This is a genomic window from Rhizobium sp. RSm-3, assembly GCF_001854685.1.
Classification (GTDB): Bacteria; Pseudomonadota; Alphaproteobacteria; order Rhizobiales; family Rhizobiaceae; genus Rhizobium; species Rhizobium ecuadorense.
Map to the genome: position 1 here is coordinate 1 of NZ_MAWZ01000013.1, position 14,218 is coordinate 14,218.

The window sequence follows — 14,218 nt, forward strand, 5'->3', positions numbered from 1 at the left end:
ATGAGACGATCTAAAACACCCATGACTGCCTCCAAAAGACAGTCTTGAATCTGATTTGCTCACCTTTGGGAATCCCAAGAGTCCACGACTCCTAGCCTACCGCCAGCGTCCAGAGCATTCCTGATATCGCACAGGCAAGCAGCGTCGTGATCACCGATGTCCTGAACCGGAAGATCGCGATGGCGGCGGCGGCCGACAGCGCCATTGCCGCCGGCACGGCCGATTGCAGCACGGGGATATCGAGCCGCAAGCCGCCAAGATGGACGATCGCGACCTCGGCAAACAGCGTGTGCAGGCCAAACCAGATGGCAAGATTGAGAATGACCCCGACAACCGCCGCCGTGATCGCCGACATCGCGCCGGCGAGCGCCACATTGCCGCGCAGTTTTTCGATGAAGGGCGCGCCGAGAAAGATCCAGAGGAAACAGGGCACGAAAGTCACCCAGGTCGTCAGGATTGCGGCAAGCGTGGCGGCCAGCATCGGATCGAGCGATCCGGGATTGCGATAGGCGCCCATGAAGCCGACGAACTGAAGGACCATGATCAGCGGTCCCGGCGTCGTCTCGGCCATCCCCAGACCATCGAGCATCTCGCCGGGTTTCAGCCAGCCGAACCGCTGTACGGCCTCCTGCGCGACATAGGCGAGCGCGGCATAGGCACCGCCGAAGGTGACGACCGCCATCTTGCTGAAGAACAGACCGATCTCGGTGAAAACGTCGTGTGCCCCGAAAGCTGCATAGAGGACGGCGACGGGCACGAGCCAGAGCGCAAGCAGCACCGCCGATATGCGCAGCGACCAGCCGAGATTGGGGCGCGCATGATCAGGGATGCCTTCGCCCAGCGCAGACTCGGCATCCGACAGCACCGAACCGCTTCCGGCCTTGTGCCCACCACCGGTTTGAAAGGCGGCCAACCCGAACCTGCCGCCGAGGAAGCCGGCGATGGCGGCGGCAAGCACGATCAGCGGGAAAGGCATATGGAAGAAGAAGATGGCGACGAAGGCGGCCGCCGCGATGGCAAGCATCACGTTATTTCTGAGCGCGCGGCTGCCGATGCGGATAACGGCCTGCACGACGACGGCAAGCACTGCCGCCTTCAGCCCGAAAAACAGACCGGCGACGATGCCGACGCTGCCATAGGCTGCGTAGATATAGCTGAGGCAGAGGATCGACAGGAATCCCGGCAGCACGAACAATATGCCGGCGACCAGACCGCCCAGCGTGCGGTGCATCAGCCAGCCGATATAGACGGCGAGCTGCTGCGCCTCGGGTCCAGGGAGCAGCATGCAATAGTTCAGCGCATGCAGAAAACGGTGCTCGCCGATCCATCGCTTCTCATCGACGACGATGCGGTGCATGACCGCGATCTGGCCGGCCGGGCCACCGAAGCTCAAGGCGGCGACGCGCAGCCACACCTTGAGGGCTTCGCCGAAGGAGACGCCGTGGTGATGACCCTCGCCCGCATGTCTCTCCATCATTTTACCCGCCGGGCCGTCGTCCATCATCTCGGCCATCTCATGCCCTCTTCTTCGGCGCGGGCCAGTTGTGGGTTTCCTCGGTCGCGTCCCGGCACCAGCGGAAGAAGGCATCATAGAGAAGCATTCCGGCCTCGAGTTGCTTCAAATCGTCGGAATACATCCGCGACAGGCCGAGCGAAGCGGCAAGCAAGCCCGACGCCTCAGGCGCGAGATCGAGCCTGGCGGTATCCGCCGCCCTGACGATCCGCGCCAAACGCTGAAGCGGTTCCAACGTCAGGCCGAACTCCGCGATCATTACGTCGAAGGTGCAGAGTTCGCCGCGATGGCTCCAGAACACCCCTTCGATATCGAAGGGAACCGCCCCGAAACGCTCGCCGACGGCTAAAACCTCCGGCGCCGGCACGAACAGGAAGACGGCGTTCGGATCGACGAAGCGCCGGATCAGCCAGGGGCAGGCGATGCGGTCGATCTTCGGCCGGGCCCGCGTCACCCAGACGGTGCGTCCCTCCGCGTCACGACGCGGCAGCTTTTCCGATGGCACCGCCGCTCCCCCGGCGATCCAGGCTTCGAAGCCGCCTTCGAGGCTTTCGGCGTTGATGCCGCTATGGCGCAGATAGGCCGCCACACCGTGGCTGAGCTTGCTGCCCTTCTGGCAGACCACCACGACGGCATCGGCATCGACGCTGCCCATCCAGGACGCGACCTCGGCATGGTCGCGCCGGATCGAGCCCGGAACCAGGCGCGGATCGAGTGCGAAGTCCTCTTCGGTCCGGACATCGATAATGAGAGGCGCCCCGGGGGTCCCGATGAGGCGGCTGAATTTGTCGGCGGAAATTTCAAGAAATGACGGCATAACGCGTCCCTCCGTTGATCGGCAATATTGGACGCGATTCTTCAGCATGGCGCCTCGTGGGGTGATCGCAACCCCAAGGCAAAACCATGCGCAAACAGACCCCATCGTGTCAAGACGGCGCTTGGATGGAACAGAGACGCACAGCCGATTCAGGCCGGTGCGGCCCGGAAACCCCTGATCTCAACCGCTTCCCGGCGCGCCCACGGAACAAAATGCGCACTTCGGCATTCTTCCTTCACCGAAAGAGGAGAAAGTACCATGACGTACGACCCCAATAATGCCAACGATCCGAACCGCCCGCTGAACCCAAATCTGGATCTGCGCACCACGCCGAGCGCGCGCAGCAATAATACGTGGGTTGTCTGGGTCGCTGCATTGGCCGTGATCGCTGTCGCTGCATTCGCCTATTCGCAGTGGAGCACCCCCGGCACATCCCCGGATACGACAGCCTCCACGACCCAATCAGAACCGGCTCCGGCACCGGTCAAGCCGATCGCCCCGACCGACAACAGCGCAACGCCCGCACCGGCACCAGCACCGGCCACTCCGCCGGCTGCCCCTGCCCAGCAGTAAGCGCGGCTCCGCGAGAGGAAGCCGGTCAATGCCGGCTTCCTTTTCTGCCGTAAGCTCTTGAACATCGTCAAATAGCAATTATATTAGAGATATCGAATTTGTCTCTGACGGCTGACCACGGAGGTACTGGCAGACGTTATCGAGACAGATTGAGGAAGGGTCGGTGCGAGTTTCGCCCGGCCTTTTTTCTTGATCTCATCATCGATGAACCGAAGTCGGCGTTTGGAATCCTGCGCGCCCTTTGATGGGTTATTATTTCGGGATCCGGTTATAGAAGGATTGGGGGTCGTACACGCATTCGTAGTCGAGAAGGCAAATCTTGCCGTTGGCATCCCTGATCCTCGCCGTGTCGTACTTGTCGCCGAGATTGCACCTGGCCGGCGGATAGCGAAAGCTGCGGCCGCCAAAACCCATGCGCACGAACACCGCTTTGTCTTTGCGGATGATCTGCGCAAGCTCCTCGCAACTATGATTCCTGGCGTTGACCTCCACCGCCTCGACGGCAAGGGCTGCGGACGGAAACAGCAGCGCAACTGCCAGAATAATGCTTTTCATGAAAACTCCTGAATATGGGAGGACGCTTTTGGCTGGACGGCCCAAGATCATCCCGCTCTATGGAAAATTATAGGGCGATGCGGGGTCGAAGACGCAGGCATAGTCGAGAATGCACTGCTTCCCCTGAGCATCGCGGAAACTCGTGCCGGTGCGCTTGTCGCCCATGCTGCATTGCGCCGGCGGATAGCGAAAACTACGGCCGCCGAAACCGACGCGGACGAAGACCTTCTTGTTCTGGCGGATAATCTCCGCAAGCTCGCTGCAGCTATACTCGCTTGCCTTGACTTCCTTCACCCCGGCGGCAAAGGCCGGCAACGGCAGAGACAAGGCGACAATTAGAATGATGCTTCTCATGGAACCCCCGGTTTATGAGAGGGAGATAGGGCGTGGTGGTCGATGCGACGAGCCTTGCTGACGATACGAACGACGCCGCCCTGGAAACCGCTCCCGTCCATGATGGGTTTTAGGACCCGTTTCCTTTCAGAGCTTCCACAAAACCGATCACGTCCCCGACCATGCTATCGCTCAAGATATCGTTGTGACCCACGCCATCATAAATCAACATCCGCTTGGGCTCGGGCGCGATGCGGTACAACGCCTGACCTGAAGAAAGCGGGATGCTGTCATCAAGCCGGCCGTGGAGGAACAACTTCGGTTGTTTTACTTTGCCTATGTTGAGGTCCGAGCGAAAGGGATCCTTGAGAAGAAGCTCGACCGGGAGGAACGGATAACGCGTCTGCGCAACCGACAGAACCGACAGGTACGGAGACACAAGAATGACGCCAACGGCGGGCCTCTTCCCAGCCGTGCTGACAGCGACGCCAGTGCCAAGCGACCGGCCCAGCACAACGATCCCGCTTCTGGCGCGTGCCGAAAGCCAGTCGAACGCCGCGATGCCGTCTGTCAGCAACCCCTGCTCACTGGGTGAACCGGTCGATCCCGGATAGCCGCGATAGGAAATCGCCAGCAATCCAATGCTCCGCGTGGCCAGCGCCTGTGCGAGAAACGCGTAATTGTCGACGCGGTCACCGTTTCCGAAAAAGAGCAGCACGCAGGGCTTGTCGCTGTCGCCCTGGCTGTACAGTCCCTGAAGCATCTCTCCGTCGGGCGTCTTGACGTGGACCGTCTCGCCCCAACTCGCGCGCTCCGGGGTAGGTGTGGCGCCGGCGCCGGGATAAAGCAGGGCTCGCTGAGAAAGATAGACGAGGCTTACGAGCGCCATGTAGGCGATGACCGCCATCAGCGGCAAGATCAGCAAATACCTTGTAGCGCTCACGACAGAATGTACCCGCCGGTTTGGCAATGCCCGGAATCTTTGCAGCGACCGCGACCCGTTCGGCGCGGTGCGCTCAGCCGAGCAGCAAATATATGCACAAAGCGTTGCCAGAGAGAAGAGGGTCGGCCCGACGATCGTCCTCAACGAAATCCCGACGTCCCTGCCATAAAAGCTGATGCCGTGTTCGCCAGCATGTCCAGGGGCCACGCACCGATTCGAATATCACGCTGGGTGAAGGTGTTGCCGCAGTGGTCGGCGGCACGGTGCGCGCCGTTGGCACCGTCGCAGGCACGGCCGTTGCCGCACTGTTGACCGTGATCGAGCAGCCGGTGCCGCCGAAGCGGCCGGCCAATGTCGGCGACCCCCCTCCCAACATCCGGATTCTAAGCCGCTTGCACAATGAGCGGACGCTTTTACGACGGCATTTACGGGCCGCAACACGGGCGTTTACCGTAACGTACTTCCGCAAGCGCACGTTAGAGAGAAGTGTCTTCCAGTCGACTAACCACGATCCAGTCCGGCATGGCTTTGCCTGCCGACACAAGGGAGAGCGCAATGTTGAACGACCTGAAAAGCTGGAGGGCGTGATGGGCACGAAACTCTCCGGGCGACTGCTGACGGTGACGGCCGCAGCCGTCCTCACGCTCACAGCAACAACCTTTCTCACCGCGGCCAAGGCGCAGCAAGCCGCACCCGCTGCGCCGGCGCCGGCCACAGAAGCTTCCACACCTCAAGACACGTCAAAACCCAACATCCTGGTGATCTTCGGCGACGACGTCGGCCAGACCAATATCAGCGCCTACTCATTCGGGGTGCTCGGCTACAAGACGCCGAACATCGACCGGATCGCCAAGGAAGGCCTGATGTTCACCGATTATTATGCGGAGAACAGTTGCACTGCCGGCCGCTCGACCTTCATCACCGGCCAGGTCTGCCTGCGCACCGGCCTCTGCAAGGTGGGCATCCCCGGCGCCACCGTCGGTCTGCAGTCGCGCGACATCACCATTGCCCAGGCGCTCAAACCGCTCGGCTACACGACCGGCCAATTCGGCAAGAACCATCTCGGCGATCGTGACGAATTCCTTCCGACCAAGCACGGCTTCGACGAATTCTATGGCAACCTCTATCATCTAAACGCCGAGGAAGAGCCGGAGCGGCCCTACTATCCGAAGGACGATCAAGAATTCGTTCGGACGAATTCGCCGCGCGGCGTGCTCAAGGCTTCGGCGGACGGAAAGATCGAGGACACCGGCGCGCTGAACCGCAAGCGCATGGAAACCATTGATGATGAAACCACGGAAGCCGCCGTCGATTTCATCAGCCGCCAGGCCAAGGCGGGCAAACCCTTCTTCACCTGGATGAACACAACCCGCATGCATGCCTTCACGCATATCCGCGAATCCATGCAGGGCCAGAGCGGCATGCCGGGCAATGATTATGCCGATGGCATGATCGAGCATGACGGAGATGTCGGCAAACTGCTGAAGGCGCTCGACGACCTGAAGATCGCCGACAATACGATCGTGGTCTATACGACCGACAACGGGCCGAACCAATGGTCCTGGCCGGATGCGGCGACCACGCCGTTCCGCAGCGAGAAAGACACGAACTGGGAAGGCGCGTTCCGAGTGCCGGCACTGGTTCGCTGGCCGGGACGCATCAAGCCTGGCGATATCTCGAACCAGATGGTGTCCGGACTGGACTGGTTCCCGACACTGCTTGCTGCGGCAGGCAATCCGGACATCAAGGACCAACTGCTCAAGGGCACGACGATCGACGGCAACCAGTTCAAGGTCCATCTCGATGGCTACAATCAGCTCGACTACTTGACGGGCAAAGAGCCGAAATCTGCCCGGGAGGATTTCTATTATTTCGACGACGACGGCAACTTGGTTGCCTACCGGTACAGGGATTGGAAGCTGGTCTTCTGCGAGCAGAGAGAACCCGGCGGAATGCAGGTCTGGGCGAACCCATTCACCTGCTTGCGAGCCCCGAAGTTCTTCAATCTTCGAATGGATCCGTTTGAACGTGCAGACGTGGTGTCAGATCAGTATTATGACTGGTTTGCCAAGAACGCCTACATCGTCCAGTACGGCGTCTGGCGCGTGGCCCCCTTCCTGCAGACCTTCCGCGATTTCCCGCCAAGTCAGCGGGTGGCGAGCTTCAGCGTCGATCAGATGATCGAGGCGCTGATGCGCTCGCTAAGTCAGAACCCGCAGGGCGCGCAATAACCTCCCGCTGTGAGACAGCCGGGCGCGATTGACAGTCGCGCTTGGCCCTTGAAATCCCGGAGCGCACGTGACGGTATCCTCGCCCTCGGCCAGCGTATCGGCCGATCCATCATCGGTCAGGACACCTAGAGATGATGCCGAAAAGTGTGAGCGGGTTTCTCATGACATCATGCTCTAACTCTTTAATGTAGAACAGGATTTAGATTTTAGGCCAACTTGAGATCATCCCGTTCTAGCGTAAATTCCGGCGGCATTTACCGTTGCGTACTTACCCCGCGATCAGCCGCGCGCGAATATGCCCGCGCATGAAACCGGAGGCGACGATGGCTTTGGCATTCGACCACGCTTCAACAGCTGGCGCGGCACCCGCCGGCATGATCTGGATTCCGGGCGGAACCTTCACCATGGGCTCAGACCATCACTATCCGGAGGAAGCGCCCGCTCATCGCGTGAAGGTCGATGGCTTCTGGATCGACGAGACGCCGGTGACAAATCGCAAGTTCATGGCGTTCGTCACTGAGACCGGCCATGTCACGATGGCGGAAAAAGCCCCCGTCCCCCGGGACTATCCCGGCGCGCGCCCGGAAATGCTGAGAGCCGGCTCACTGCTGTTCGTTCAGCCGAAGAGCGTCGGCGGAGCTGAGATTTTCCAATGGTGGACATTCAAGTTCGGCGCGACCTGGCGCAAGCCGCTCGGCGGTTTGAGCGACCTGCGCGGTAAGCTCGACCATCCCGTCGTGCACGTCGCCTGGTCCGACGCCAAGGCCTATGCCGATTGGGCCGGCCTGGATATTCCAACCGAGGCCGAATGGGAATTCTCAGCACGCGGCGGGCTTGAAGACACGGAATTCGCCTGGGGCGAGGAACTGATGCCCGGCGGCAAGGCAATGGCCAACACCTGGCAGGGAACCTTCCCGACACATTCGACCAAGCCCAAGGGCCACGAACGCACATCGCCGGTACGCTCCTTCCCGCCGAACGGCTACGGCCTTTACGACATGATCGGCAATGCTGGGAATGGACCGGCGATTACTGGAGCACGCGGCATCCCGAACCTGCTGCCAAGGCCTGCTGTATTCCGAACAACCCGCGGGGCGGCGATGCCGAGGCGAGCTACGATCCCCCGCCAGCCGCAGATACGTGTCGCGAGACGTGTCCTGAAGGGCGGTTCACATCTTTGCGCACCCAACTATTGCCGCCGCTACCTGCCGGCGGCACGCCACGCCGAACCCGAAGACACATCCACCAGCCATGTCGGCTTTCGCTGCATCAAGAGAGCTCACGCCTGAGGAGACGCCGATCAACAGAGTGCTTCGCGCTGCTGACGCGCTGCCGGCGTCGTTGGCCGCCGCCTTCATGCTCATCGTCGTCAGCGTGCTGCCTGCTTCGGCCCAGCAAGCCCTTCCTTCCTGGAACGAAACGGGCGCAAAGAGCCGAATTATGGATTTCGTCAAGGCGACGGTGACGGAGGGGGGCGAAGCTTATCTTGCGCCGGTGGACCGGATCGCCGTCTTTGACAATGACGGCACGCTCTGGTGCGGGCAACCTTACTATACCCAGCTCGCCTTCATGCTGGATCGCGTCAAGACGCTTGCGCCTCAGCATCCCGAATGGAAGACGAAGGAGCCCTTCAAAAGCATCCTCGACGGTGACCTCAAGGCAATCGCAAAGGGCGGCGAGATGGGTTTCGTCGAGCTCGGCATGGCGACGCATGCCGGCATGACGACCGATCAGTTCAACCAGATCGCCAGTGACTGGTTTGCTGCGGCCAGGCATCCGAAGACCGGCAAGCTCTATACCGATATGACCTACCTGCCGATGCGCGAACTGCTGGACTATCTGCGAGCCAACGGCTTTGCCACATACATCGTCTCCGGCGGCGGCGTCGAGTTCATGCGGCCGGTTACGGAAAAGCTTTACGGCATCCCACCGCAGCAAGTGGTCGGGAGCACGATCGCCACGCAATATGCGATTGTCGGCGACGTCCCGGTTCTCAACCGTCTGCCGAAGGTCGATTTCGTCGACGATGGGCCTGGCAAGCCTGTGGGCATCAACAAGTTCATCGGCCGCAAGCCGATCTTCGTCGCGGGCAATTCCGATGGCGATTACGAGATGCTGCGCTGGACGACCGCCGCCACGAAACCGGGTTTTGCCATGATCGTCCACCACACCGATGGCGACCGCGAATATGCCTACGACCGGCAGTCACCCGTCGGCAAGCTGGATAAGGCGCTCGACGAGGCCGAACGCCGCAACTGGCTGGTCGTCGATATGAAGAACGACTGGAGAAAGGTTTTTGCCTTCGAGCGGTGAGGCCGCATGACGCGGCTGCGGGAGCGAGCGGTTTAGAAATGCAGAACGACGCCCATGATGGGACCGTGCTCGACGATGTCGTTGGTCAGCGTGTCATTGCTATAGTTCACCCCGAGCGCGCGATATCCGAGGAAAGCCGATACGGTGTCGTTCCACTTATAGCCGACGCCTCCCATGACATCCCAGTCGAGATCTGCTCCACCGGCGCCGATCAGCCCCCATCCGGTGAGATAGATGGTCGGCGTGATCGAGTAGACGCCGCGTATGCCGGCCATGGCATCAACCCAGGTCGCATCATCACGATTGGAGACACCGCCCAGAGGCCCGCCGCCAAAGGAGATCGTCGTCTCCACCGACCAGAGTTTGATACCCCCGATGACGTCGAGCCTGCCCTTCTCGTCTTCGAGAACAGTGTAGCCGATGCCGAGCATGGCGGTGAAGGTTTCGCTCTTGAGATCGACCTCGTCGGCCAGTACGCCCCGTGGCGTCGCCGAGTCCGTCGTGATCCTCGCATAGGTCATGTCGCCCACGATACTGTAAGGCCCGTACCGCGCCTCGCCGGCCATCATGAAGCCAAAGTCGATATCCTGCAGAATGTCGCCGAAGCTCTGGTCGGTATGAACCTCGGGTAAGCCGAAGACCGCAGTGTCGCCTGTGATCCCCGCAGCCCAGAAATATGGCGAGAACGAAAAGGTCCAGCGGTCCGGATCCTCGACTTTCGGCTGGGGAGCGATAACCGGCGCGATATCGGCGGCCCTGACAGCCGAGGGAACCGCAAACAGCAGCAGTGACAGGTAGACCGCAGTCGATCTCATCGCAGATGTTCCTTCCTCTTCAGTCTCGGGTCTCGCGCTGGCATAGGAACATCGCCGGTAGCCCACCGGAAGTACGTTACAGTAAACGGCACGTAAATTACGCTGTTCCGACAAGCCTTTACCGCCGGCGCAGTCGCGTTGCGCCACCATCAACCAGCCGAACTGCCCAGTATCCGGCGCTCGAAGTCGCGGGCCGGGTTCACGCATATTGCGGGCCTGCCGCCCAGCACGATGGATGACGAAGTGATCCGGGGGCTCGCGAACCTGTATTCATGGTTTGGTCTTGGCGGAACGTCGTCTGCGCACGAGTACGTTGCAACAAATCGGCCGTTTACGGCGTAGTTACACTGGCAACAGCATTTTTATCGACCTGCGCTCCAGCCTTGATCAGGCCGACTTCCAGCTGCGTGGCAATATCCGGCTGCAGGCGCCAGGCTGCCACCCTGTCGCGAAAGGTCCGCTCGAAGTCCGGATCCTTGGCTGTGATTTCCGAGAGCCGTTCATGTGCTTCCGGCGAGCCAAGCTGGCCAAACGCAGCCACCCTCAGCGTCGCGACCATGAAATCCGTGCAACTGATTTGTTCCGAAAGCAGCGACGCTTCGGAATAGCGGCCGCTGCTATAGGCATCGAGCGCAAGCACCAGTATCGCATCCCGCGGCGCAACATCGACGGCGCGGCCCGCGTCATGGACCATCGCCACGCCGGCGTCCTTGTAGCCTGCCAGATAAAGCACCAATGCGAGCTTGGCTGCGGCGTCGCCGTTGTTGGGATTTAGCTCCACTGCGCGATTTCCGGCCTGAACCGCCGCCTCTACCCGGCCGGCGGCAAATTGCGCTACCATCAGCGCGACCTGAGCCCTGTCCGACATTGGAGCCGCCGACACGGCCCCCTTAGCGAGCGCGAGTGCACGCAACTGGACAGCCGGATCGATCGAGACATTCTTGCCGACAAGAAGCACCCGGGAGAGAAGCGCATTGGTATCCGGATCGCCCGGAGCGATCGCAAGCCCCCGCTCCAAACAATCCCGGCTGCCAAGCACGCGATCCAACCCGCCTTCATCGAGCGCATATTCCGCCCGCAAAACGCAAGCATTGCCGAGCGCGTCATCGGGACCGTCGTGGATCTCGATATTGTTGATAACGCCGCGTGTGGCCGCAAAGCGCTGCGCCAGTTCTCCGGCCATCTCTTCCCGCACGAAGGCCGGGCTTTTTCCGCTGATGTCCACCTTTTCAAGACCGGATTTCAGCACGTCACCCGTGTTGCTGTCGGCGATCTGCCACCAGACGCTCCGGTCATCGGCATCGCCATAATACTTGATGTCGATCTCGTAGCTTCTGCCGATAGGCGCCCCGGAGCGGACATTGGCATAACCAGCCTTGGCGACCGTCAGCGTCGTGAATTGTGTGAGCGCCGTCGTCAGCGCGTCACGTGTCTGGCTGGCTTCACCCTGCAATCGGCCCTCGGCAGCTTCCATCATAATGTAGACCGTGGGCTTCGTCGTCATCGCAGGCGAACGGGAAAACAGCTCAAAGCCGGCGACAGCCGCCAGGATCAGGGCAACCGCCGTCGCTGCGGCCGCAATGCGATATCCGTGTCGCGGGCGTACCGGAACCGGGGCAGCGTCAGATACAGGAGGAAACTGCCGGCTTTCGACCGCTGCCTCCAGTCCGCCGTGGAACTCGTGCGGGATCGGCATCCCGGAGAAGAGAGCGATGTACATACCCTTCGGGATGTGAATGGTAACGCTGCCGGCCGCGCCGAATGCTTGGTAGTAGGCATCGAGAGCCGACCGCAGACGGCTGATCTCGATACGGACGATCGGATCGGTCGATGCGTCGAAATCGCTCGGCCGACCGAGCACGTCAAGCGCTACGGAATAGGCTTTCGCACCGTCGTCGCACCCGTTGAAGCGGCGCTCCGCCAGATATCTGAGGATGTCCTTCTGGCGCTCGGTGACACGGAAGCGGGTGTCGGAAAACAGCCGTTCAAGTTCGGCCCTGGCTTCATCCGCAGAAACTTCACAAGCCTTCAAGTCGTGCACTTCAGCATTCATGGCTGCCCCCCCGCACACCGTGTCTAAGCCAAAGTAGAACGGAGCGATTTATCGCCCAAATGACAATAAGTTGCAATATAAAACGCTAATAAAACCAAAACTTGATCATTTGCAGCACGAGCTCCGCTTCAGTCCGGCACGTTTGAAGGGTGCTTGAGAACGTAATGAATGACGTCGGATTCGATCTCGGCGCAAACGGTTTCGTATTCTTCAAGAAGCGGACATTGCTCTCCGGAGCGGTCCCTGGACATGCGTTCCACGGTTGCTATTGCTTCGTCATAGGCCTCGAAGAGATCATTCAATGACGACGATTTTGCCGCCAGAAGCTGGAGTCGGCCGCGCATGGCCGGCAGCCTCAGCATGAGCCGCCATAACCCTCTCCGGGCGTCTCCAGAACAGTTCCTATCGGCATCGCTTTGTTTATCCATCGGACTGTCGGCCCCCGGCCCAAAGTTGGTCGATGGATTATGCCCGCGCCTGACAGCCAAGGAAGTACGTTACCGTAAATCCCTGCCGGTTTACGTCGGCGTCCGGGCCTTTACGTCTGGACATACAGCAACGGACTCCCGCACGACGGCGGCGGCGAAGGTATTCGGATGGGGTTTCGCTGACGACGGATAAGTCTCGACCCTTGCCAGCCCGCTCGGTGCGGCTTTCCACCATGGCGATCACGCTTACCCCACGTGATCCAATGGTGATCTGGCGAGGTGTCCGTGTTCCAGACGCCGATTGAAACAATCAGCTCAACACTTTGATTTACAAGAAAAAATGGTGGGTGATGTAGGGCTCGAACCTACGACCCGCTGATTAAGAGTCAGCTGCTCTACCAACTGAGCTAATCACCCGTCCGCGCTTGGCTGCGCGGTGTGACGGGGCGTATAAACAGGATCGGCAGGCTTGTCCAGCGCATCGGCGAATTTTCTTTGGTTAATCGCGAAGATTTTTCGGCATGGCTGAAATGCAGGGCATAAGCCCGCAAACCGGAAGCGGTTTTCGGCAAGGATTAAGCGCAGATTCAAAGCGATAGAGGGCCACCCGCCTGTCGGGCGCGCGGCCCTCTGATGAAATTAAAGGTCGAGCGTGCCGCTCGCCAGCCGCACCGCCTGGCCGCCGATCCGGGCATTGGAGATCGCCCCGCCGTCGACATCGATATGCAGATGGATGAAGGAGGGCCGCCCCATCTCGACACCCTGCTCGATCATGATCGGGTGATGCCCGTCCGTCAGTCGGTCGAAATGATGGATCGCGCCGGAGAGTGCGGCCGCCGCCGAGCCGGTGGCCGGATCTTCGACGATCCCCATGCCGCTTGCAAACATTCGCGCATGGAACTTCGCCACGTGATTGACGCCGCCGCGGCAATAGACATAGGCCGAAGCAAGCGCACCCTCGACGAAGGGCACGATCTTTTCCCAAAGCTGCGGATCGAATTCCACCCGCTGTGCGGCTCCGACATCGTGCACCGGAATGAGCAGGAAGGGTACGCCGGCGCTCCAGACCGACGGCACGTGATTTTCGAAGCCGATCTCGGTCACCTTCAGCGACAGCGCATCGGCCATGCCGAGCTTGTCGAGCGGCATGATCGCCGGCTGTGATTTCCGCGGCAGGTCGAATTCGGCAAAACTCGCCTCGCCCTCCCTCAGCCGCACCGCGCAGCGCACCGGCCCGACATTTTCCTCAAGCACCGTCACGAGATCGAGCGTCGACGCGCCATGCGCCCGCTCGGCCAGCGCTACCGCCGTGCCGACCGTCGGATGGCCGGCAAACGGCAGCTCGCGCCCGGGCGTGAAGATCCTGAGCTTCGCCGCATAGGCGGGATTGCTCGAAGGCTGCACGAACACCGTCTCGGAGAGATTGATCTCCCGGGTGATCGCCTGCATCGCCTCGTCGCTGAGATCGTCTCCGTCGAAGATCACCGCCAGCGGGTTGCCCGCAAGCTTTCGATCGGTGAACACGTCATAGACGCTGTAGCTTCGCGCCACATCGGCCTCCTTGAATCGGTCATCGCGCCGCCAACCTGCCCGACCAAACGGCCGAGTGCAAGGCGCTAAGTCAGATGGATGCAAGGAGCCAAA

The 14,218-nt window shown here is 60.8% G+C and carries 14 protein-coding genes and 1 tRNA gene; 5 read left to right on the plus strand and 10 right to left on the minus strand.

The genetic code is table 11. From position 1 onward, the window contains the following. Positions 1-91: 91 nt before the first annotated feature. On the minus strand, positions 92-1,513 hold the full coding sequence (gene chrA, locus BBJ66_RS13220; RefSeq protein ID WP_071087585.1) for a chromate efflux transporter: 1,422 nt from the start codon (positions 1,511-1,513) through the stop codon (positions 92-94). Position 1,514: 1 nt separating this feature from the next. Beyond that, entirely contained in the window at positions 1,515-2,330 is an 816-nt protein-coding gene (locus BBJ66_RS13225) for a chromate resistance protein ChrB domain-containing protein (protein WP_071087586.1), read from the minus strand. A gap of 258 nt (positions 2,331-2,588) precedes the next feature. Here BBJ66_RS13225 and BBJ66_RS13230 point away from each other — a divergent pair, with 258 nt between their 5' ends. After that, on the plus strand, positions 2,589-2,903 hold the full coding sequence (locus BBJ66_RS13230) for a hypothetical protein (protein WP_049733526.1): 315 nt from the start codon (positions 2,589-2,591) through the stop codon (positions 2,901-2,903). A 252-nt stretch (positions 2,904-3,155) separates the two neighbouring features. Here the strand turns inward: BBJ66_RS13230 and BBJ66_RS13235 are convergent, their stop codons facing one another. From BBJ66_RS13235 to BBJ66_RS13245, 3 genes are all read right to left on the minus strand, one after another. Next, complete coding sequence (locus BBJ66_RS13235) at positions 3,156-3,458, minus strand: hypothetical protein (protein ID WP_071087588.1); 303 nt, start codon at positions 3,456-3,458, stop codon at positions 3,156-3,158. A 57-nt stretch (positions 3,459-3,515) separates the two neighbouring features. Beyond that, positions 3,516-3,812, minus strand: coding sequence for a hypothetical protein (locus BBJ66_RS13240; RefSeq protein WP_071087590.1), 297 nt, complete (start codon positions 3,810-3,812; stop codon positions 3,516-3,518). A gap of 109 nt (positions 3,813-3,921) precedes the next feature. Continuing rightward, positions 3,922-4,734: an alpha/beta hydrolase gene (locus tag BBJ66_RS13245; protein WP_071087592.1), complete on the minus strand. Its 813-nt coding sequence runs from the start codon at positions 4,732-4,734 to the stop codon at positions 3,922-3,924. Between BBJ66_RS13245 and BBJ66_RS34940 the strand changes: the two genes are divergently transcribed. From BBJ66_RS34940 to BBJ66_RS13260, 4 genes are all read left to right on the plus strand, one after another. After that, positions 4,688-4,903, plus strand: a complete 216-nt coding sequence (locus BBJ66_RS34940; RefSeq protein ID WP_190238008.1) for a hypothetical protein — start codon at positions 4,688-4,690, stop codon at positions 4,901-4,903. The genes BBJ66_RS13245 and BBJ66_RS34940 overlap by 47 nt on opposite strands. Positions 4,904-5,321: 418 nt before the next feature. Next, positions 5,322-6,965 carry an arylsulfatase gene (locus tag BBJ66_RS13250; protein ID WP_049733530.1) on the plus strand — a complete coding sequence of 548 codons (1,644 nt, stop codon included), beginning with the start codon at positions 5,322-5,324 and terminating at the stop codon, positions 6,963-6,965. Between the two features lie 323 nt (positions 6,966-7,288). Further along, positions 7,289-8,254 (plus strand): formylglycine-generating enzyme family protein, encoded by a 966-nt coding sequence (locus tag BBJ66_RS13255; RefSeq protein ID WP_161492676.1) that lies wholly within the window; start codon positions 7,289-7,291, stop codon positions 8,252-8,254. A 67-nt stretch (positions 8,255-8,321) separates the two neighbouring features. After that, on the plus strand, positions 8,322-9,278 hold the full coding sequence (locus BBJ66_RS13260; protein WP_071088103.1) for an HAD family hydrolase: 957 nt from the start codon (positions 8,322-8,324) through the stop codon (positions 9,276-9,278). A 32-nt stretch (positions 9,279-9,310) separates the two neighbouring features. Here the strand turns inward: BBJ66_RS13260 and BBJ66_RS13265 are convergent, their stop codons facing one another. The 5 genes from BBJ66_RS13265 to BBJ66_RS13285 all read right to left on the minus strand — a co-directional run bounded on the left by BBJ66_RS13265 (position 9,311) and on the right by BBJ66_RS13285 (position 14,125). Beyond that, complete coding sequence (locus BBJ66_RS13265) at positions 9,311-10,093, minus strand: outer membrane protein (protein ID WP_071087594.1); 783 nt, start codon at positions 10,091-10,093, stop codon at positions 9,311-9,313. Positions 10,094-10,424: 331 nt separating this feature from the next. Continuing rightward, positions 10,425-12,146: a tetratricopeptide repeat protein gene (locus BBJ66_RS13270; RefSeq protein ID WP_049733533.1), complete on the minus strand. Its 1,722-nt coding sequence runs from the start codon at positions 12,144-12,146 to the stop codon at positions 10,425-10,427. A 128-nt stretch (positions 12,147-12,274) separates the two neighbouring features. Beyond that, a complete protein-coding gene (locus tag BBJ66_RS13275) occupies positions 12,275-12,574 on the minus strand; it encodes a hypothetical protein (protein ID WP_071087596.1) in 300 nt (99 codons plus the stop codon). 341 nt (positions 12,575-12,915) lie between these two features. Beyond that, positions 12,916-12,991: transfer RNA gene (locus BBJ66_RS13280), tRNA-Lys, on the minus strand. A 222-nt stretch (positions 12,992-13,213) separates the two neighbouring features. Continuing rightward, positions 13,214-14,125 (minus strand): PhzF family phenazine biosynthesis protein, encoded by a 912-nt coding sequence (locus BBJ66_RS13285; protein ID WP_049733535.1) that lies wholly within the window; start codon positions 14,123-14,125, stop codon positions 13,214-13,216. Positions 14,126-14,218 lie beyond the last annotated feature (93 nt).